This window comes from Streptosporangium heterodermiicola, from assembly GCF_051390675.1.
GTDB lineage: Bacteria > Actinomycetota > Actinomycetes > Streptosporangiales > Streptosporangiaceae > Streptosporangium.
The window spans coordinates 260,766-280,304 of the sequence record NZ_JBPJSR010000005.1; the positions used below are offsets into that span (position 1 = coordinate 260,766).

Genomic DNA, 19,539 nt, shown 5'->3' on the forward strand with positions numbered 1-19,539 from the left:
GGCACCAAGGGTTGACGCGACAGGCCGTCGGAGGGGTTCTAGGCCGGTTTATTTGATAGGCGAGCGGCCGGAACAAGCGGAAAATCTTTTATTTCGCTACATATGTCGCTATTTGACATGCTTACACCCACCTGACGATTAGTCGGCAAGTAGCAGTGACGACACGAGCGTTGGCGTCCTCGGGCATGGTGACGCAACCACCAGCCCGAGGACTGGATCAGAACTCGGAGCCTTCTGACCTATGAAGAACCCTAGCTTCATTCCTCCATCCCTTGTAAAAGACGACAAGAACACCCGTGAGGCGTACTGGGATCTGCCCGCCGATCCCGAAGCGGTCGGCGTCGTGCGTCGCCTGGCGCGAGAAGTCCTCGTCGGCTGGGGCATCTCCACCATGACGGAGAACGTGACCATGGTCGTGTCCGAGCTGGTGAGCAACGCGGTCGTGCACGGGCAGGCGCCGATCACCCTCTCGCTGCACCGGCACGGGAGGATCGTGTGCGGTGAGGTCACCGACCACAGTGCGGTGTGGTCTGCCCCGCTCCCGGCCGGTCCGGATTCGGAACACGGGCGCGGGCTGGCGATCGTCGCCGCGTACGCGGACCGCTGGGGCGTCGAGTCCGCGCCGCAGGGCAAGACCGTCTGGTTCGTCTGCGTGGAGCCGGGATCCTTGTGAGCGGCCCGCTGTCCGTCCTGGACATGCCCGGCGACGTGCGCGTCTGCGTGCGATGCGGCACCTGTATCGTCACGCTGGCCGTGGCCGTACGCACGATCTGGGCCGACCTCGTGGACGACACGATCCCGGCCGAGGCCGTCGAGCGGATCACCGCGCCGGTCGCCGACGTCTGGGTCGACGTACTGTGCAACCCGTCCTGCCCGCCGGGCGGCCACGAGCCGTCCCCGAGCTGACCACGACGTCACCGCGCCGGGCCTGCCACCGGCCCGAAGTCGCCCGGGGCCTTTCCGTACGAGATCAAAACAGTGGCAGGGGCTGTTCGCCGCCGAGCGGTAAGCCCGCGATGTCTCGAAGCCCGACGACGGTGAGAGTGCCACCGCCAGGCAGATCACCGAGGAGTTTGCCGAGCAGGAGGCCGGCGCCGGTCGCGTCCCACAGGGCGCGGTGTGGTTGCCCGCCGACGAGCTGGGTCACCTCGTTGGTGAGCTGGTAGCTCTCAAGGAGCGCGGTGAGGCTCCGCGGCTGCTTGCCCTCATGAACGCGCCTGGCGAGCTTCAGTGTGTCGATCAGCCCGGCCGGGCGGATGCCGGGGCAGCGCAACGACAGCAGCCGCCAGTCCACGTGCACGTTGTGGCCGACGATGTACGCGCCATCCAGGCGGGCCGTCAGCTCTGGAGTTATGTGTTCCAGCAGAGGGGCGGCGGCGAGGACATCGTTTGTGAGACCGGGCGGGGACCAGGGGCGGCGCGGGATGCGCCGCCCCGGGTTCACGATCGAGTCGTAGGCGCCCTGTATGTCCGGGCGCCCACCAGGCAGCGGAACCGCCCCGACTTCCAAGATCGCTTCGTCTTCGCGGTCCTGGCTGCCGGTGCCCTCCAGGTCGAAGGCGACCAGGTGCGCAGCAGTCCATGGCTGGTTGTGCATGGTGCGTCTCTCCTGGTGGGTCAGTCGTCGTCGTAGCGGGCCGCTGCGGCAAGCCGGTCTCGTGCCTCGTCGAGCTGCCGCTGCTCGTCAGGGCTCAACTCATACCCTTGCAGAGCGCGCCCATGAGCGGCGTGGACATGCGGGTGAGCGACCTCCCACACCTGGTAGCCCAGCTCGTGCTGAAGGGCGTAGCGGCGCTGCTCACCCAGAGCATGGGTGAGGACGTGGCCGTCCTCGACGAGGAACGGCGCGTCGATGTCGTAGCCGAAGGATTCCAGCGCGGCCCGGAACTCCTCCTCGGTCGGTGCCTTCAACGCCGCCCTGCACCGCCGTACCTGCTCCTCGGGGCAGATATCGCAGATCTCCGGCACGCCCAGGTGCCCGTTGTAGTCGGCGACCTGCCACCCGTAGGTGACGCCACACGACGTCTTCCGGAACAGCGGGGTGGTGATACCCGAGGTGCGCCACGCCTGCATGACCTTCGCGTCCAGTTCGCCGGGCAGGACCTTGCGCCGCTGGAAGTCGTCTTCGTAGGGCACCTCCACCCCTAGCTCACGCAGGTAGGTGGCGTTCTCCTCCTTGTGGTAGTAGCCGGTGAACACGACCGCGTCCACGTGCCGGCCGACGTCCAGCACACCGGCCATGGTGTCGGCGTCGTCGTTCCAGCCGGGCACGATCGGCCGCCAGTACAAGATGACCTTCGTCCGCCGACGCAGGCGGGCCGCGGTGATGATGGAGTCCACCGTCGTGGTCGTCTTCGCGATCGGCTCGACCCGGGCGTCTCGGATCCCGGAGTAGGTGAACAGCAGCGTCACCCGCACGTTCCTGAGTGACTCCAGGACGTCCATGTCGGCGGCGGTGATGTGGAAGCGAGTGATGATGAGAACCAGGTTGGTGTAACCGCGCCGGTCCAACTCCTCCAGTACGGCGAACGTGTGCGGCTTCACCCCGGGCAGCATCGGGTCGGTCGCCTTGTTGAACAGTTGCAACGGCGTGGTGTGCGGCCGGAACGCCTCGTTCCCGACGAGCATCTCCACCGCCTCGGGGGTCGTGACGAGGAGCTGGGGGATCTTCACTTCGAAGTTGCCCCAGAAGTGGCGAACGCAGTACCCGCAGTCCAGGGGGCATCCGATGATGTGGTTCAGCGACAGGCCGGACTTGCGGTTGGTGATGATCTGAGCCATGTACGGGTCGAGGCCGTCCTGCTGCTGTGCAGGCATGACGCGAAGCGTCTTGGGGCCGATGGTCGAGGTGATGAACACGGGCTCTGCGGTCATCGTCGCTCCTGTGGGCGAAGAAGGTGTTGGTGGTGGGGCCCGAACCACACCGCGAACTCCCGGGCGGCGCCGGGGGCGTCGTCGCTGGTGTGGACCAGGTTGTCGATGAACCTCCCCTCGGCGGCGGCCTTGGCGGTGGAGTCAGTGCCGTGGCGGCCGCGGATCGTGTCCGGGGCGGCCTGGGCGGGGTCGTAGTGGCCGAGCAGGGCCCGCACCCGCTGCGGGGTGTCGTCGGTGTTGCCTCGGCCGAGCGCGACCGTCACGGTGGCGCCGACGTAGTTACGACGCAGCTCGGCGACGACGTCGAACGGGAACCGGCCGCTGATTTCGACCATGTCGGCGTAGTGGGTGAGGATCTGCTGCTCGGTGACCCTCACTTGGAGGGTGGCGGTGACCTTCACCTCGCGGCCGATCCATGTCAGGATCGGCTCGACAAGGTCGCGGCGGGTCGCGTCGGGCTTGCACAGGATCACGGTCCATCGGCCCCACCCGCCCGCGGGCGTCACGGTGTGCTCGCCGTGGTGCGGTTGCGCCACCGGCGGGTGACCAGCCATTGGTAACCCGGGTCCAGGGCGTCGAGAAGGTCGGGGGCGACTGGCTGATCGGTGTGCTTGATCTGTCGGTGAGCCTCGAAAATCAGCAGGACCTGCTGCCAGTAAGGCGGCAGTCCCGTCTTCTTGATGCTGGCTGGAGTGTGCTGGACGGTGTTGGTCCGCAGCGCCTCCTCCTGCTCCAGCACCGCACGCACCTCACTCCAGGAGGAGTCGGTGGGCATCGTCGGAGAGACGAACACCGGCCGCTGGTAGCCATCCTGCTGAGCCTCGGCCAGGAGGCGACGCACCGTCTTGTAGTCGGGTTCGTTGACGTGCATCGACCCGACATGGTGGGTGTAGTGGCCGGCCTGCACACCCAGCAGGGCAGCGGCGAACTCCTGCAAGAAGGTGAAGGCGAAGACGTCGGACACCATCCCCATGTAAGCGTCGTTACCACGCATGTAGGACGTCAGGTGCAGCCGGTTCTCGCGGAGCAGGAACTGGGCGGCGATCGTGCAGGACACGTCCGGATTGGCCTGGTCGGCCAGCTCGTCCGGGCGGAAGAACCCCAGTACGGCGCGTTTGCTGTCGGGGTCTCTGCGCAGCAGGTCCAGAACCCGGTCCCACTGGGGGTGACCGTCCTGGCCTCTGGCGAACAGGGCGCGGCCGTAGGCGGTACCGGTCAGGGTCTGGCCGTCCGCGCTGTAGTTCGCCATGCCGGGCGCGTAGTGGCCGATCATGTCGAGGTCGCATCGGCCGGACAGGTACCACAGGGCCTCGGCGAGGTTGTAGGCGATGTTCACCGGTCGGCGGGTGAGGAAGGGCAACCGGTCCCGAGGGTCGGTGATCCGGTAGGACACGTTCAGGAGTTCGACAGAGGTGTTGCCCCGGGCGGCGATGGTGTGATCCGGACGGTTGGTGGTCGCGTCCAGCACAGCGATGTACGCCTCGTGGAAGGCGGGGAAAGTCGCGATGTCGAGCACGGACGTCACCTCTCTGGGGGCATTTCGAACATGGTCATGACGGGGCTTCCCTGCGCAGAATGTCGGTGGTGCTGCGGTAGGCCAGTCAGGCGGTCGGAGGCCGTGAACCTGGACGATCAGCTGAGTGGTCGGCGCGTAGGGGTCAGCTCCTCGTTGCCCAGGCTGATTTCGACGTTGCGCTCGCCCGTGGGGATGGCTCGCCGGTTTGGAGCAGGCTCGAACATGTCGGCCGGCACGGCGGCAGGTTCAACGCGGGCGACGGTGCAGACAGCCGAGGAAATATGCAGCTGGGGGCAGGTGTCGAGTGCCTCCGTTCAGGCCCAGCAGGTTGGTGGCGCGCTGGTGAGGTCCCAGTGAGAGTTCTCGGGGGCCAGATCGACCATCTCACCCTCACGGCCTGACACCCCCAGCTCAAGGGCTCGGAACGTCGATCCGGTCACATCAGCAGTATGTTCCGGGGCTGCTCTTGCACCGCGCCTCGATAGTGCCGCCAGTGTTCTTCGTCATGTCGAACTTCGGGATCCCGACGTCACGCCGACTCTTTCGGGAGCGCTGTGAGGATCAAGTCCACTACCGCCCGAGGATCGCTGCCACTCACCAGCTGGGCCGTGACCTCCGGCGCAGGCAGGGAAACCAAGTAGCAGTCAGAGCACGGTCCCATGGTCACGGTCGCCGCCTCCCAACCCTCGCGGTTGTGTGCGACAAGCTCGGGGGCGCGGCGTTCGCTGTCCCGGCGGCCACTGCGGGCCGTCCTGGCCCAGCTTCAGTGCGATCGTGTGGATGGCGACGGCGGGGACTTCCTGCGTTTTCAGTAGTTGCCGCACGACGGCCAACACCCTGTTATGTCTCTCCGCCGTCGCGTCGCTACGTCCTTCGAGCTCCGTTTCCGGTGTATGCGCGGCGGCCCCAGGGGCGCATGCAGTGGTGTTAGCCATTTTGAGCCTCCAGTAATTTCCGTAACCCTTCGGGGGCGGAATGACGGAGTACTTTTTCCGCATTTATGGCATTGGTGTGTCGGGCACACCAATCGCTATGGCCGCCTTCTGTCGTGAAGTCCCGCCAAATGAGATATTCGGGGAATTCGGCCTGCAGAATCTCCGCTGCGCTGGGTCCGAACATCAGGGTGGTGCGCTCGTCATCCACGAAGCCCAAAGTACGGATGGAGGTCGGCTCGGTACAGCCACGGAGCGCCGTAGTTCGTCGGCGTTCCGCAATGAAGTACTACGTAGCGTGGTACCTCAGTCGGCCATGCTGAAGAAATCGACAAGGGCCTTCTGGTCGGCGTTCAGCTTCCTTTTCGCTGTGCTGACGAGTTCCCTCGTCGCGTCCCGCCCGAGCCGCTGATAGCGTAGCCACTCTGGCGCCTCCTTTCTCAATCTGGTCATGATCTCGGTTGCGCGAGACACATCGCCGATCCGGGCGTTCGTGCGGGCCGCGTCCAGCAGTGCCCGGTTCCATGTGCTGGAGTCCGTCTTGCCGACTCCTTTCGGCAGGGCCTCATGCAAGGCGACCACCTTGCGGTGCTCGCCCTCGATCATCGCGTTTTCCGTCTTGATGAGAGCCGCTGTCAGCGGGCCGAAGGACCGGCCGGCGCTTCGCTTGTGTTCGCGCCCCATCCGGGCTCCGGCCATGCCCGCCAGGCTGGCGTATTCCTCCGCCTCGACCGGCTGGTTGTTGCGCATAGCGGCAGCGGAGGCCCGTGCCAGGAGCCATCCCCATGCTTCCAATTCTTCCGGGGTGGCTCGGCGCATACCGGGTTCGATCATGTCGGCCGCGTGCAGGCATAGGTCCATGACCTCACGGAAACGTCCTTGCCGCATCATCGCCCACGCCTGAACGCTGATGGCGGCTCCGGCGAGCTGCATGTCACCGATGGCCAAGGCATCGCGCTGAGCGCTCTGGATGGCGATCAGGGCCAGATCGTGGGCGCGTACCTGGATGAGGTAGCGCGCCGCGAGGTTGGAGGCGTCGGAACGGAGCCGCAGTGCGGTCGGCTGGGTGGGGTCTCCGTCCAGTCGGGTGACGTGGTGCTGTGCGGAGAGAATGAGCGACGGCAGAAGCGTGGCCAAGTCGTCGTATCGATTGCTGTGGTAGATGGCCCCAAGTGCGGATACAGCGACTTCGAGCCGGGGAAGAGAGATTTCGTCGGAGTCCGCACTCCCGTACATCGGCTGACCGGCCAGATCCATCGCCGGGGCGATCGCGGCGCGGATGGGGGCCAGAACCATTTCATTGGATCCGTCGAGCATCGGCTTTGGGGGGCCAGGTTGCGCGAATGTCACGGTAACCACGCCCAAGGCGACCGCGATGGAGTGATAGGTCTCCATGCGGGCGGTGCCGCCCTGTTCGATTTTTCGAATCACTGCGAGACTAAGGCCGCTGGCATGGGCCAGATCCTCCTGGGTGAATTCGCGGCTCATCCGAAGAGTGCGAATCTTATGGCCCAGATCAGCGTTCATGGTAGCGTCGGACATGGCCCTGTACCTCCCGAAGGCTAGACATCCTCAGGGTAGACGTACAAGGCCTATTTTTGTCCGGGATCAGTCGTAAGTTATGCAGGGAAGCAGCAGCATGCGGCGGCGGCTCGGCCAAGAGATAGCGAATTGGGTCTAATTGGATTCAAGAAACGGGCGGCCATAAAGCAGGGTGAGCGCATATCGCCCGCGAGTAACTGTGCGACCATGCACTGCTCGACAAGCGGCAGCGCCACGACGCCAAAGCTGAGCGTGGGCACGCCAAGGAGCTACGCGCCGAGCAGCGGAAGCGACGGGGCAGTCCCGCGATGAGCAGGATCCGGCCGGCGACGGTGGAAAACTCTACGAGGTCGGCGTCATCGGCCACGGACCTACCGGCGAGGACCTCGCAGCGCTGGTGGCCGAGCAGGTCCGGATCTGAGGTCGCGCCGGCCGTCCGGCCAGCCCACCCAGGTACGGCCCATCGCTGAAGCGTTGCTCCCGCTGCGTAAACGAGATGAGCGCCTAGCCTGCGAAGCCTCGGCTAACTCAGCCGGAGTCACCCGAGAGCGACGCCAAATAATCTTGAATTGACGAGGTCCTACTGGGTGGCGCCCGTGGAGCGGGCGGGCCTGCGGCGGTTGGTGAACCAGCGCAGCAGCCACTCCACCGGCCCGTAGCGGTGGCGGCGCAGCCACCATCCGCTCCAGACGGCCTGTACCGCGAAGATGCCGACGCCGATCGAGACCACGTGGAACGGGCTGAGCCGGTCGACCAGGCTCAGCCCGTAGCCGGTGAAGATCAGTGAGCTGATCAGCGACTGGCCCAGATAGTTCGTCAGCGCCAGCCTGCCGGGCGCCGCGAGAGCCCCGGCCAGCCGGGGCGCCGCGGGCAGCAGCCGCAGCAGGGTGACGGCGTAGGCCGCGGCCAGCAGCGGCGCGGTCACCAGGTTCACCGCCTGGCCGACCATGTGGTACGCGTGCCCGCCCCCCGACCAGGTCGAGTGCGCGTAGACCAGCGCCCCGGCGACCCCGGCGGTGAACCCCGCCCACTGCAGCCGCCGCAGCGTGGCCGTGTGCCCGGACAGGTCGGTCAGCAGCCGCAGCTTGCCCAGGGCGAGCCCGACCAGGCAGGCGGCGAGCACCGTGGGCCCCTGGAAGAAGACCCGCAACACGAAGATCTTGGCGAGCTTGTGCAGGTGCTCGTTGATGATCATGGACGCGGAGCCGTGCAGGGCCCGGTCCGACACGGCGGCCTGCGCCGCGCTCTCCGACACGGCCTCGGAGGCGTCGGTGCCCAGCGCCGCCAGCGCGGCCAGCAGCAGCACCCCCACGGCCAGCGCCACCGTCAGCGCGAGCGCGGCGATCATCGCGGTGCGCGGGGTGATCCGCCGCACCGCCAGCAGGACCAGCCCCACGATCGCGTACGTCGCCAGGATGTCCCCGGGAAACAGCAGGATCGCGTGGGCCATGCCGAGCAGGAACAGCCCGCCCAGGCGGCGCAGGAACCGGGGGACGAACGCCGCCGCCGACCTGCGGGCCGAGTCGATCTGGAGGGTGAAGCTGTAGCCGAACAGGAAGGCGAACAGCAGATAGAACTTGTTCTCGAAGAGCACCGAGACGACCCAGCGCACCTCCCAGTCGAGCGGCGCGGAGAACGACGGCGCCGCCAGCCCCGCCATCCGGTATCCCGAGGCGAGATAGGTGATGTTGACCACCACGATGCCGAACAGCGCGAAACCGCGCAGCGCGTCGACCGCCGCGATCCGCAGCCCTGTGACCTCGGTGGAGGCCCCCGCCCGGCCACGGGGTTCCCCTGCGAGCATCCAACCGTCCTTCGAGCAGCTTCCGAGACGTACGCCCCCCGGCGAACGGTGCTCAGTATGGCGCGCGCCGATCGTCCGCCGGGGGACTTTGTCCTCGTCCTTTACCGAGGCCGGGACCTGACGGGTTCTCCGCCGAGGTCAGGGCCGGATGGGTCTTTCACCGAGGTCCTGACCTCGACGAGCTCCTCATCGAGGTCAGGACCCGACGAGTCCTTCGCCGTGGTCAGGACCCGATGACGATGAACCTCTCCACGATCACCGCCACGGCCAGCACGAACGCGGGCACCGCGACGAACAGGACGCGTCTCCTCGTCCTCCTCGTCCTGGCCGTCTTATCGCGGCCGCGCAGGAGGACCACCTCGTAGCCGAACAGCGCGATCCACGTCACCCCCAGCGCGCCCAGGCCGATCGGCGTCCACGGAGAGGTCGGGTCGCTGCCGCCGAGCGGCACCCCCGGCTCGGGGATCTCGGCCCCCTCGGGGAAGGTCCTGAGCGTGTAGACGGCGGCGTCCTCACCGTTGAAGACCCGTTTGAGCTCCTTGTTGGCGTCGAGCGCGGCGCGGAACCTCGGTGCCCAGTCCGTCGGGAAGCCGTGGTTGAGCTGCAGGTATCCGGCCTGTCCCCGGGTGGCCACCAGATAGGTGTTGGGCGGCGACACCCGGAGCTTGTCGATCACGGAGGAGAGCTGGGCCGGGTTCTTGTCCACCAGCACCTGCTGGTAGGAGATCTTGTCGAAGTCGCGTTCGCCCCACGGGATGCTCGGGGTGACCTCCTCACCGAGCAGCGGGACCAGGTAGAGGACGCGGGCGCTCGGCTTGTCGTGGTCGTAGACGTAGTGCATCGCCGCGACCTCGCTGGCGGAGACCCGCTCGAACTGCTCGTTGCCGTATCGGGCGACGAGGAAGACCATCGCCAGCACCATCGCGCACCCGGCGGCGAGCAGCAGCGAGATCCGCCGCGTCAGCTCCGGGTTGAACCGGATGTTGCGCCTGCGGATCGGCACCGTCTCCTCCGGCGCGTCCTCGGTGCCCGCCGGGAGGTTCGGGAAGAAGGCGTACGCGGCCAGGATGCAGGCGCCGGGCAGCGCGAACAGGTAGATGCGCAGGCCGATCTCGCCGCCGTAGTTCTGCAGGCCGAGGGCGAGCACCGGGACGCACAGCAGCAGCAGGGCCGCGCGGTCGCCGACGCCGCGCCGCAGGCGGCGGAACAGGCCGGCGGCGGCCAGCGTCAGGATGACACCGCAGATGCCCAGGCGGGCCATGAGGACGAGCGCGTGCTTGGGGTCGCTGCCGTCGATCCGGTCGCCGGTGTTGCTCTGGAGGTTCTCCAGGATCCGGCCCAGGCCGCCGAAGAGCTGGTCGATGTGCCCGCTCCAGAAGGCGACCGTCTGGTAGCTGATCCACGCCAGCACCATCAGGCCCAGGAAGAAGGGCAGCCCCCAGCTGAGCGAGGAGCGCCGCAGCAGGATCAGGCCGGTCAGCGCGCCGAGCATCATGAACGGCGTGATCTGGTGCGAGGCGGTCGCGGTCGCGAACAGGCCGATCAGCACGATCAGCATGATGGTCCGGTCGTAGACGCCGGTGGAGTGCGGCAGCTCGCCCGGTGTCAGCCCGTCCAGGCGGGCCAGCAGCCGCCGGACGAAGCCCTTGGCGGGCACCGGTTTCTCGCGGGGCTCCACCTTGCCGAACCAGCGCAGCACGATCGCCACGAAGGCCAGGTAGATCGCGTACGTGAACCCCTGGGAGGAGAAGTAGTCCTGGCCGATCCACTGCACGATGACGAACAGCAGCGCGGCGAACCAGCGGGCCCGGGTGGTGGCGACGACCTGCCGCAGGATCAGCACGAACGGCAGGAGGTACAGCAGGTTCGACAGCAGCGGCGTCCACCGCATGATCGTCGTCAGGTCGGTGACCCCGGCGGCCTTCGTGACGAACCCCACCAGTGCGAAGAACCCCGGCCACGCCAGGCGGGCGTCGAGGAGGGCCGACGACTCACCGGTACGGTTGATGTACTCCACGAAGCCCGCGTGGACGTAGGCCGTGTGGAACCGGGCCTCGTCCTCGATCAGGGCGGCCGCCCCGTGCAGGGCGAAGGTGATCGCCGCGATCTGGAAGAGCAGCAGGAACTTGCGGTCGGTGTTCTGGCCGATCGTGACGAAGAACGCGACGACCATCAGCAGGATCGCGGCGAACGCGGTCGGCGGCATGGCCGAGATCAGGCCGACGCCGTCGATGTCGTTCAGGTCGACGCCCCGCAGCGGGCCCGGCGCCACGCGCAGGGCCAGCACGTACATGATCAGGCCCTCGATGGTGAGGACCGGCGGCAGCCACACCGTGGCCGACCGCAGCACGGCCTGCAGGCGTGAGGGCTTGGCGGCGGGGGTGGCGGGCTTGCCGGCCGGGGCCTCGACGGGGGAGGCCGCGAACGGAGGCATGGCGCTGGTCGCCGGGATCGCCTTCCCGGCTCCCCTGGCTCCCCTGGCTTCCGTGCCCGCTCCGGAGCCGGTTCCCGAACTCCTCTGTGTGCCCTGTGGGGCCTGGTGGGCCGCTGGGGCTTCTGTGACCTCGGGAAGGGGCTTCGAGTCCTCCAGGGGCTGCCTGGGCGCCCCGGTGGCCCTTTCCCACGGCTCCCCGCCGGAAAGCCCGGAGGCCTTCCAGGGGTCGGCGGGCGAAGAGGGGTCCGGAGGTTCCGCGGCCTGCGGGGGCGCCGGAGATCCCGAGGACGCCGAGGACGCCGGGGGTTCCGAAAGTTCCGAGGGTTCTGCGGGTTCTGCGGGTTCTACGGGCTTTCGAGGGGGGGAGGGGGGCTTGAGGAGTGGCGCGGACCGGCCCGGCAGGCGCATCTCCGCCGTGGTCTCGGCCCTGTCGTCCTCGTCCTCGTCCTCGTCCTCGTTCGCGTTCCCGGCGGGCGCGGGCGGGGCCCCGGCCCTCCCGGTCTCGGGAGCGCCGGACGAGGGCGGGGAGACCGGGCGGAGGGGGAGCCTGATGATGGCGGTGACCTCGGGGTCGTCGCCACGGACGCCGTCATCCGGCGCGTCGTCCGCGCCGTACGAAGCGTCCGCGTCACCCGGGGCGTCCTCGTCATCCGCGTCATATGAAGCGTCCGCGTAGCCCGGCGTGTCGTTCGTGTCGTTCGTGTCGTCCGTGTCGTCCGTGTCGTCCGTGTCGTCCGAAGTGTCCGCATAGCCCGGAGCGTCCCCGTCGTACGTGGAGTTCACGTCGTCCGAAGCGTCCGAAGCGTCCGAAGCGTCCGTGGAGTCCGGTGGCGTGTCGTCGTCCGCCGCGTCGCCGTCGCGGGGGTCGCGGAGGTCGTCCCCCGAAGCCTCCTCGCCATCGGACGCGGGGCTACCGGACGTCTCACCGTCGGACGTCTCGCCACCGAGAGCCTCGTCGTACGGACTCCTGTCGTACGGACTTCCGTCGCGCGGACTCCCGCCGGACGTCTCGCCGCCGGACGTCTCGCCGTGCGGAGCCTCGCCGTCGGCGGTCTCGTCGGCCGGGGGCTCGCCGGGAGCCTCGTCGCCAGGCGCTTCGGAGGGCGCCGTGCCGGTGGGCTCGCCGTCGGACCCGGCCCGGGTTCCGTCCGAAGGCGCGGGGTGGGTGGGATCGATCTCCCCGACCTCGGCGGCCTCCGCCGCCCCCGTCGTCGTCACGTCATTACCTGCCCGTTGCCTCACGTCTAACATCATGGCGGCTACGCGGACCAGGGTGTGACGAGTCACCGCGGGGATCCGTCATGTCCGGGCGCTTCGCGTAGATCGTTGGGAAGCGGTGTCGCGGCCGTGTCAGGGCCTGGCGGACCCTCTCCCGGCGCCTCCGCTCCCGGGGGAGGGGGCACCGGACGGAGCGAGGACCGCGGAGGACCGCAGATCACACCGGGCCGGCCACCGGTGCGCGACCCGTCCCGCGGATCGCGCGTCACCCGGGGCGCACCCGGCCGTTCAGGCCTGGCCGCGTACCTTGCGCAGACCGTATCTCGTGCGCCTGACGACGGCGTAACCCTTCGTCAGCATTCGCTCCCGCATGTAGATCAGCGGGACCTGGTTGCCCTCGACCGCCCGGCTGAACATCCTCATCGACGTGCTCTCGGCGACGGTCAGGCGCGGCAGCGCGAGCACGTCGTGCCGGTCGGCGGCGATGGCGTTGTTCACCGCGCAGGCGGCCCAGTATCCGGCCTTCCGCACCTCGCGCCGCACGCGCACGCTGGAGTAGCCGTACGGGTAGGCCATCGTCGAGACCAGGGCGCCGATCTTGTCCTCCAGCAGGGCCTTGTTGCGCCGCAGCTCCTGGCGGAGCTCGTCGTCGGGCAGCTGGTCGAGCTGGGGATGGCTGTGGCTGTGCCCGCCGATCTCCATGCCGCACGAGGCGGCCTCGCGGGCCTGGCTCCACGACAGCATCGTGTCGAGGGGCCTGCCCGCCGCGTCCTTGCCCGCGTCGCGGACCCATCCGCTGGTCAGGAAGACCGTCGCGGGGAAGTCGTACCGTTCGAGCAGGGGCAGCGCCTCGCTGTGGAAGTCGGCGTACCCGTCGTCGAAGGTGACCACGACCGGCCGCTCCGGGATGGAGCGGCCGTTGTTGTTGTGCAGCGAGGCGACCAGGTCGGCCACCGTCAGCGGCGTGAAGCCCTTCTCCTTCAGGTAGGCCAGCTGCTCGGCGAAGGCCGAGGGCCGTACCGCCAGCGGTTTCGTCTCGGCGTTGGGCCGGTCGGAGACCGAGTGGTACATCAGGATCGGTACGCGGATCATGAGGAACGCACCCGCTTCAGCTTCAGTCGAACGGAGCCGACGACGTAACCCCAGGTCGTCCAGGCGAGGCCGACGACGATCGCGCCTGCCCTGCCGAGGCCGGACCCGTCGCCCCGCAGCGCCTCGCCGACCCCGCGCAGCGCGCCCAGCGGCAGCGCCTTCAGCGCGTGGGCCCGCTCGCTCGACAGTCCGTCGCCGGCTCCCACGCTCTGGGCGACCAGCGCCTTGGACAGGCCCTCGGCGAAACAGCGCGAGCGGAAGTAGGCGAACGTCGCGCGTACGGGCGGCACCTTGTGGCCGATCACCGCGGCCGGTTCGAACAGCATCCCCGAGCCCGGCATCCGCTGCGAGAGCCGGATGCAGAACTCGGTCTCCTCACAGCCCAGCGGGCGGGGCTTGCGTCCCTGCACGCTGCGCCCGATGCCGGTGTGGAACCCGCCGACACCGCCGATGGCGTCCCTGCGGAAGGCCGCGTTGCCGCCCATGACGTTGCGGATCCGGGCCCGCTTGGTGGGCATGCCGAGATAGCTGCACCCGATGGTCCAGTCGAACTCGTGGGGATACCAGCCGGGCCGTCGCCCGGTCGCGGTGCCCCACAGCGGCCTGGTCAGCCCGCCCACCCCCACGATGGTCGGGTCCTGGAAGCCCTCCTCCAGCGCTTCCAGCCAGCCAGGCTCCGCGACGGCGTCGTCGTCCAGATACGCCACGATGTCGCCGGAGGCGGTCGCCGCACCGGTGTTCTTGCCACCGGACAGCCCCTTCTCCTGAGCGTTCTCCACCACGATCGCGCCGGGATACTCCTTCTTGAGCCTCAGGTGGAGATCCGGGTTGTAGTCGACGACCAGGATGATCTCGTGCGGCTCGTGCGTCTGGTTCTCGACCGACTCGACGGCCGCCCGGATGTCATCCCAGCGGTCCTCGGTGTAGACGCAGATGACGACGCTGCTTCTCATGGCTACGCGGCACCCTGATCGGCGGCCGGGGTGGCGGCGGCCGGCTCGTGGACGACGGGAGCCGGGTTGCTCCGCCACTCGCGGATGATGGTCTTCAGCACCCGGATGCCGTCGCGGACGGCGTGCAGGTTGCTCTCGCCGTGGATGCGGCAGCGCTCGTGGCTGGGGACCTCGTGGACCTTGAGACCGGCCTTGGCGGCGCGGACGTTCATCAGGGTCTCGATCTCGAAGCCGTCGCAGTCGAGGTTGAGGACGTCCAGGTGGCGGGCCCAGAAGGCGTTGTAGCCGTAGCAGAGGTCGCTGTAGCTGGTGCCGTACATCCTGTTGACCAGCGCGGTCAGCGACTTGTTGCCGAACTTGCGGATGAAGGTCAGGTCGTCGCTGCCGCCGCCGGACGCGTAGCGCGAGCCCTTGACGAAGTCGGCCCCGGTGACCAGCGCGCCCACGAACTGGATGATCTCGCGGCCGTCGGTGGAGCCGTCGGCGTCGATCATCACGATGATGTCGCCGGTGCAGGCGGCGAAGCCCGCCGACAGCGCGTCGCCCTTGCCCTTGCCCGTCTGGTGCACCACGCGGACGTTGGGACGCAGCCTCCTGGCCACGGCCACGGTGTCGTCCTTCGAGTTGCCGTCGACCAGGACGATCTCGTCGATCCACTGCGGCAGCGTCGCGAAGACGTGCGGAAGGTTCTCCGCCTCGTTCATGGCGGGGACGACGACGCTGACGGTGGGGGAGATCGCCATGTTGGGGGTGATCGGGGTGAACCGCTCGATGGGTGGCACCGCCCTCAGCGGCGGCTTCCTGTTGTTGTAGTGCTTGGTGATCTCGGGACTCATTGTGACGGATGTCCTTCCGGGCGGTCGGTCGTCAGAGGCGACTGGCGGACGGACCCGGGGCCATGGCCGACCGGGGCGACCGGCGGAAACGGCGAATGCGATGAGGGATGCATGCGAGGGTCCTGGCGGGTGGTGTGTTGATGACCGGAAGCGGGCTAGCCCACTCCCCATGGTTCCTTGACGACCGGAGTGCCTGATTGGTTCTGCGCGGGGGAGCGCATACGGCCGAAACCCTTCAGTACACGGTCAGCAAGCCTGTACAAATTCGGGCGATCCGTGACGATCGTTCGTGCCTTGTTGACTGGGGTGCGGCCGATCCAGTGGACGGCGGCGGCCGGGGAGGGACGCGACACGCGTCCTTCCGCGACGAAGAGGTCACCGCTCTTCAACCAGCTCTTGTACTCGCGTCCGCCCTTGCCCATGTCGACCTGCCGCAGCCCGGAGCCGGCGGCGTGCTCGGCCATGTGCAGGTGGTGCATGATGCCGGGGGAGTAACGCGCGAACTCGGTGTCGTAGGCCGGGAACCAGCCCACCAGGGTCGTCGCCGTCCGGAGGCCGAAGTGACCGGCGACGGGCCTGTCTCCGGCGTAGACCATGGTCAGGACGCCCGCGAAGCTCTCGGACCTCGCCGCGTGCATCTCGTCGAGCAACTGGACGATCCACGGCTGGGCGAAGCGGTCGACCCGGCCGGTCCTGCGGTACTGGTCGGACTTCCAGTTGGTGAGCGTGCGCAGCGTGGCCGGGTCGGCGGAGTACCACTCGAAGCGGATCTCGCCCTGCTCGCGGCCGAGCTTGCGCTCCTTGTAGCGGACCGTCTTGAGGTTCTTCGGCGAGTTGGCCTTCACCTGCTCGATGTAGGTCTCGAAGCCCACGCTGAGGTCCATCACCGGGGCCGGGCGCACGTCCGACTCGTACTCCGCGAACGTCGGCTGGCCGGGGACCAGGTGGTCGAAGTCGAAGACGGAGAGCCTGCATGCGCGCAGCAGGGTCCGGACGTCCAGCTTGAGGCCGGGGACCGAGATCAGCCCGTGGCAGGTGGTCAGGAAACCGCCGAGGGGCTTGCCGATCCCGAAGCTGTGGCGCTCGTAGGGGAAGAACCCCACGATCTTGCCGCCGTCCTGGATGACCGCGACACGGACGTAGTCACGCAGCCGCCCCATGGCGAGTGTGAACTCCACGGAGAGGAAGGGGTTGTCCAGCGACGGATCCGCCACCTGCAACTCCCGCCATCGCGAGATCTCGGACTCTCCGAGGTCACCCGGGCGAACGATGACGATGTTCACCTTGACCTGGCCCCCTGTTCGGTCTGCAAGCTCCCGCTCCCCCGATACAACACGCGTAGTACGTATATGAAGCCGCCGAGCACCGCGATCGTCGCGACTCCGGCACGGGGCGACCATGCGTCAAAAGTAAGCATGGCAGCGGCCAGGAGAACGTTCACCACCAGGCTCGCTGCCGCACCCACTGATAGTGCCGCAAGCGGGTCACGATCACGCAACAGTCCTACCACCGCGGCGCCGGGAACGACCAACAGGAACAGGGGCGTAAGGATCAAGCGTAACGGAGTGTCGATGTCGGCCAGGGCGATCACGGCCCCCGCGACACATGCGAGGGTGAGTGCCCACTTGAGCACCCTGCGTTTCGACATCTCCGAACTCCTGGTTGGTAATGATGTGACTGATCGCGCTCTTCATGTGACCAATCACTCAGCATGGACGTCAATGCCGACGCTCGGCACCAGTCCATGGTTTACCTGATCCCAGGGAGAAGTCTCGGTGTTAGGTAAAACGAGATGCGTGAATCAGCCCGTGGCCCCCTCGGAGCTCGCACCGGCGGAAGGGGTGGGGGTCGGGTCCGGGGGCGGGTCGTCCTGAGGCGTGGAGGCGTCGGGTTCAGGGCTTTCCCAGGAAATCGCGCATCCCGCGTTGCCCCCGGCGGACCTGAACGCGACCCGTCCGGTGCCGCTCTCCGACGGATCCTTGGCAGTGACCCAAATCACGCTGCTCGCACCGGCCCTCAGCTGCCCCCGCGCGGGGTGCACGGCGAGCCCGCCGGAGGTGCTCGCCGACCACGAGACCGTCGTGTTGCGCGCCGCGAGCCGGATCTGCCCGGCACCCTCCCCGATGTCGCCCGGACACGAGACGCTCAGCCGTCCGGCCGCGGGCCGCGTGGTGGCGGTGCGGGTGGGACGGGGACGTCCCGCCGTGGGCGCGCGGCTCGGCGCCGGTCGCGCCGCGGTGGCGGTGGGGGCGGGAACGGGCGTCTCGGTCCTCCTGCTCCTCCTCGGCGTGGGCGTCGGCGCGGCCTCCGCCTCCGGGTCCTCCAGCATCGGGTCGGGCTCCGGCTCGGGGCCGGGCTCCAGCGTGATCAGCGCGGGTTCCGTGCCCGGCGCGCTCTGGGGGTCCCTCAACGCCCCTCCGGCCAGGTCCTGCCCGCCCACCACGAACACCGCCCCGGTGGCGGCCAGCACGCACACCGCCGCCAGCAGCACGGGCCCCCTGCGCCCGCGCCGCCGTCGCGCGGGCGGCGTCTCCGTCCTGCGCCTCCCCTTCCCCTCACCGGCGGGCGGGGTACGCCGCGCCCCGGGGCTTCCCGCCGGTGGCGTGCGCCGCGCCCCGGAAGTGTCCGCCGGTGACGTACGCCAGACCTCGGTGCCACCGTCCGGCGGGGTGGCCCGGGCCTCACCGTGCGCGGGGGACTCTCCGAGCCACGTCTCGCCGTCGGCGGAGGACGCGGTCGACGCGGGCCACGGTTCGTCGTCAGGGGGTGACGTGTTCCACGCCTCACCGTTCGCGTACGGCGGCGTGCGCCAGGTCTCGCCGTCGGCGGACGGTGCCGGTGACAGCTCGGTGTTCGCGGGTGGCGCGGCACGCCACGCCTCGCCGTCCGCGGGGGGTGCCGGCCAGGCGTCGGGGTTCGTCGTCGGAGCAGGCCACGCCTCCGCGCTCACGGCCGGAGCCGGCCACGCCTCGACGTTCCCGGGGGGTGGCAGGTGCCGCGCCTCGCCGTTCGCGGGCCATGACGCGCGCGGGGTCTCGGCGTCCGTCCACGGTGCCGCGCGTCCGGGCCCGCCGTCCGGGGGCGACGCCAGCACGTACCTCGGCGCCGTCCCGGTCCCGGGGTGGCGCGGGCCGCTCTCCGGGGAGCGTGTCCCGGCCTCCGCGTGATCCGCCCGCCGCTCCTCGTGCCGCGCCTCCGTCCCGCCCGGTCGCGTCTCCCCGTACCACGCCTCCGCGTCCGGCGGTGGCGTTCCCGCGTCCGGGGAGGGCGCCGCGTGCCGGGAACGGGTGCCCTCGGGGAGTGTGGCCCCTTCGCTCGCGCTCGCGGAGGGTCGCTCGTCGCGGGCCCGCCTGCCCGCGCCCTTCCGCCCGCCCCACCGGCGGCCCCCCGGGCGCCGTTCCGGGGCGGTGGGGAAACCGGCCTTGTCGAAGCCGTTCCCGGCGGCGATGGCGGCGCGCTCCTCGCGCGCGTCCGGGTTCACGCAGGTCTCGATCACCCGGCGGCGCAGGGAGAGCGGGGGGTAGGCCAGGGGGACCAGGTCCAGCAGCCGTCCCGCCGAGACGTGCCGGTCCCTGCGTTCGACGCAGACCTCGCAGCGGCCGATGTGGGCCGACAGCCGCCTGCGCAGCAGCGTGGTGAGGGGGCCCTCCCACGAGTCCACCATCGCCGACAGGTCGGGGCAGTGCGCCCGGCCGACCTTGGCGAGCACCACGGCGGCGGCCGCGTTCTCCAGGTGGTCGCGGGCCCGGCCGAGCCTCGCCGTGACCTGGCGGGAGGTCAGCCCCAGCACCGCGCCGACCTCGCCGCCGCCGAGGTCGTGGCGGAGCGACAGTTCGAGCACCTCGCGCTCCTGGCCGCTCAGCTCCGCCATCGCCTCGTGGACGAGTGCCGCCAGCTCCCGCTCGCCCGGGTCGTCGTGGATGTCGGGCGGCGGCGCCGATTTTCTCGGGTCGCCCTGTCCCTCCTCCGCGCACCGGATCCGCACGAGCGCGTACAGCCACGCGCGCAGGCGGCCGGGCTCGCGCAGGCGGTCCACGCCGCCCTGGGCCGCGACCAGGGCGGCGTGCACGGCGCCCGCGGCGGCCTCACGATCGCCCAGCAGCGAGTGGGCGTAGTCGTTGAGACGTTCGGCATATGAGTCGTAGAGGCTCGCGGGCGCCGTTGTGTCGGCACGCCGCAGCGCCTCAACGAGTTTCTGATCGTCGGTTCGGCCGACGGCCGGCCATCCGGGCACGGACATTCCTCCCCCGCGAGACGGGCTCGTTCACGGGTTTCACCACTCGCCCGTTCCAGCCCACACGCGTAGGACGTCACCTCCCGCCAACCGGTTGACCAAAG

At 69.1% G+C, this 19,539-nt stretch carries 15 protein-coding genes; 2 read left to right on the top strand and 13 right to left on the bottom strand.

Going from position 1 to position 19,539, the window contains the following annotated elements:
* The first annotated feature begins 241 nt into the window (after window positions 1-241).
* Together ACSC1Q_RS13515 and ACSC1Q_RS13520 are read left to right on the top strand one after the other, a co-directional pair.
* Window positions 242-673 (top strand): ATP-binding protein, encoded by a 432-nt coding sequence (locus ACSC1Q_RS13515; RefSeq protein WP_436759030.1) that lies wholly within the window; start codon window positions 242-244, stop codon window positions 671-673.
* Window positions 670-906, top strand: a complete 237-nt coding sequence (locus ACSC1Q_RS13520) for a hypothetical protein (protein WP_436759031.1) — start codon at window positions 670-672, stop codon at window positions 904-906. The genes ACSC1Q_RS13515 and ACSC1Q_RS13520 overlap by 4 nt, the downstream gene beginning before the upstream one ends.
* A 64-nt stretch (window positions 907-970) precedes the next feature.
* Here the strand turns inward: ACSC1Q_RS13520 and ACSC1Q_RS13525 are convergent, their stop codons facing one another.
* From ACSC1Q_RS13525 to ACSC1Q_RS13585, 13 genes are all read right to left on the bottom strand, one after another.
* Window positions 971-1,597 (bottom strand): 3'-5' exonuclease, encoded by a 627-nt coding sequence (locus ACSC1Q_RS13525; RefSeq protein WP_436759032.1) that lies wholly within the window; start codon window positions 1,595-1,597, stop codon window positions 971-973.
* A gap of 20 nt (window positions 1,598-1,617) precedes the next feature.
* Complete coding sequence (locus ACSC1Q_RS13530; RefSeq protein WP_436759033.1) at window positions 1,618-2,874, bottom strand: hypothetical protein; 1,257 nt, start codon at window positions 2,872-2,874, stop codon at window positions 1,618-1,620.
* On the bottom strand, window positions 2,871-3,410 hold the full coding sequence (locus ACSC1Q_RS13535; RefSeq protein WP_436759034.1) for a nucleoside-diphosphate kinase: 540 nt from the start codon (window positions 3,408-3,410) through the stop codon (window positions 2,871-2,873). The genes ACSC1Q_RS13530 and ACSC1Q_RS13535 overlap by 4 nt, the downstream gene beginning before the upstream one ends.
* The gene (locus ACSC1Q_RS13540) at window positions 3,377-4,390 is read right to left on the bottom strand and encodes a thymidylate synthase (protein ID WP_436759035.1); all 1,014 of its coding nucleotides are present in this window, start codon (window positions 4,388-4,390) and stop codon (window positions 3,377-3,379) included. Before ACSC1Q_RS13540 ends, ACSC1Q_RS13535 begins: the two co-directional genes overlap by 34 nt.
* Before the next feature lie 927 nt (window positions 4,391-5,317).
* The gene (locus ACSC1Q_RS13545; RefSeq protein WP_436759036.1) at window positions 5,318-5,533 is read right to left on the bottom strand and encodes a hypothetical protein; all 216 of its coding nucleotides are present in this window, start codon (window positions 5,531-5,533) and stop codon (window positions 5,318-5,320) included.
* A gap of 95 nt (window positions 5,534-5,628) precedes the next feature.
* Window positions 5,629-6,864, bottom strand: a complete 1,236-nt coding sequence (locus tag ACSC1Q_RS13550; protein WP_436759037.1) for a helix-turn-helix domain-containing protein — start codon at window positions 6,862-6,864, stop codon at window positions 5,629-5,631.
* Window positions 6,865-7,444: 580 nt separating this feature from the next.
* Window positions 7,445-8,668, bottom strand: a complete 1,224-nt coding sequence (locus ACSC1Q_RS13555) for a DUF418 domain-containing protein (protein ID WP_436759038.1) — start codon at window positions 8,666-8,668, stop codon at window positions 7,445-7,447.
* 223 nt (window positions 8,669-8,891) lie between these two features.
* A complete protein-coding gene (locus tag ACSC1Q_RS13560; RefSeq protein ID WP_436759039.1) occupies window positions 8,892-12,320 on the bottom strand; it encodes a hypothetical protein in 3,429 nt (1,142 codons plus the stop codon).
* 288 nt (window positions 12,321-12,608) lie between these two features.
* Window positions 12,609-13,412 carry a polysaccharide deacetylase family protein gene (locus tag ACSC1Q_RS13565; protein ID WP_436759040.1) on the bottom strand — a complete coding sequence of 268 codons (804 nt, stop codon included), beginning with the start codon at window positions 13,410-13,412 and terminating at the stop codon, window positions 12,609-12,611.
* Window positions 13,409-14,365 carry a glycosyltransferase family 2 protein gene (locus tag ACSC1Q_RS13570; RefSeq protein ID WP_436759041.1) on the bottom strand — a complete coding sequence of 319 codons (957 nt, stop codon included), beginning with the start codon at window positions 14,363-14,365 and terminating at the stop codon, window positions 13,409-13,411. Before ACSC1Q_RS13570 ends, ACSC1Q_RS13565 begins: the two co-directional genes overlap by 4 nt.
* Before the next feature lie 2 nt (window positions 14,366-14,367).
* Window positions 14,368-15,201: a glycosyltransferase family 2 protein gene (locus ACSC1Q_RS13575; protein WP_350968213.1), complete on the bottom strand. Its 834-nt coding sequence runs from the start codon at window positions 15,199-15,201 to the stop codon at window positions 14,368-14,370.
* Window positions 15,202-15,356: 155 nt separating this feature from the next.
* Window positions 15,357-16,415: a GNAT family N-acetyltransferase gene (locus ACSC1Q_RS13580; protein ID WP_436759042.1), complete on the bottom strand. Its 1,059-nt coding sequence runs from the start codon at window positions 16,413-16,415 to the stop codon at window positions 15,357-15,359.
* Between the two features lie 587 nt (window positions 16,416-17,002).
* On the bottom strand, window positions 17,003-19,435 hold the full coding sequence (locus ACSC1Q_RS13585) for an RNA polymerase sigma factor (RefSeq protein ID WP_436759043.1): 2,433 nt from the start codon (window positions 19,433-19,435) through the stop codon (window positions 17,003-17,005).
* Window positions 19,436-19,539: the final 104 nt, after the last annotated feature.

What these genes read in the sequence shown, in the direction of transcription:
- ACSC1Q_RS13515 (WP_436759030.1), top strand. Translation starts at nt 242, where the DNA reads ATGAAGAACCCTAGCTTCATTCCTCCATCCCTTGTAAAAGACGACAAG.
- ACSC1Q_RS13525 (WP_436759032.1), bottom strand. Translation starts at nt 1,597, where the DNA reads ATGCACAACCAGCCATGGACTGCTGCGCACCTGGTCGCCTTCGACCTG.
- ACSC1Q_RS13530 (WP_436759033.1), bottom strand. Translation starts at nt 2,874, where the DNA reads ATGACCGCAGAGCCCGTGTTCATCACCTCGACCATCGGCCCCAAGACG.
- ACSC1Q_RS13550 (WP_436759037.1), bottom strand. Translation starts at nt 6,864, where the DNA reads ATGTCCGACGCTACCATGAACGCTGATCTGGGCCATAAGATTCGCACT.
- ACSC1Q_RS13555 (WP_436759038.1), bottom strand. Translation starts at nt 8,668, where the DNA reads ATGCTCGCAGGGGAACCCCGTGGCCGGGCGGGGGCCTCCACCGAGGTC.
- ACSC1Q_RS13565 (WP_436759040.1), bottom strand. Translation starts at nt 13,412, where the DNA reads ATGATCCGCGTACCGATCCTGATGTACCACTCGGTCTCCGACCGGCCC.
- ACSC1Q_RS13570 (WP_436759041.1), bottom strand. Translation starts at nt 14,365, where the DNA reads ATGAGAAGCAGCGTCGTCATCTGCGTCTACACCGAGGACCGCTGGGAT.
- ACSC1Q_RS13575 (WP_350968213.1), bottom strand. Translation starts at nt 15,201, where the DNA reads ATGAGTCCCGAGATCACCAAGCACTACAACAACAGGAAGCCGCCGCTG.